This is a genomic window from Rhizobium sp. SVR5-9E (assembly GCF_056755095.1).
Genome location: NZ_JBNDHS010000405.1, coordinates 1 through 273, shown reverse-complemented (window position 1 = coordinate 273; position 273 = coordinate 1). Strand labels below are relative to the sequence as shown.

General features: G+C 39.6%; 1 pseudogene. It reads right to left on the bottom strand.

The features are described from left to right. Nucleotides 1–273, bottom strand: a pseudogene (fusA, locus tag ACPYOJ_RS35380) (elongation factor G); the annotation flags it as partial.

The window sequence follows — 273 nt, the reverse complement described above, 5'->3', positions numbered from 1 at the left end:
CATCTGATAGATTCTGGAAATTCTTTCTTTGTTTCCTGATCTTGTGTTAAGAACATAAGAACCAGCATCCAATCTTCCTGAATAAGCTCTGAAGAATGCTAATCTACCTACGAATGGGTCAGTAGCAATTTTGAAAGCTAATGCAGCGAAAGGCTCATCAACAGATGGTTTTCTTTCGATCTCCGCGTCAGTTCTTGGATCTGTACCTGCGATATTGTCCTTATCCAATGGTGAAGGAAGATATTTACAAACAGCATCAAGCATGAACTGTAC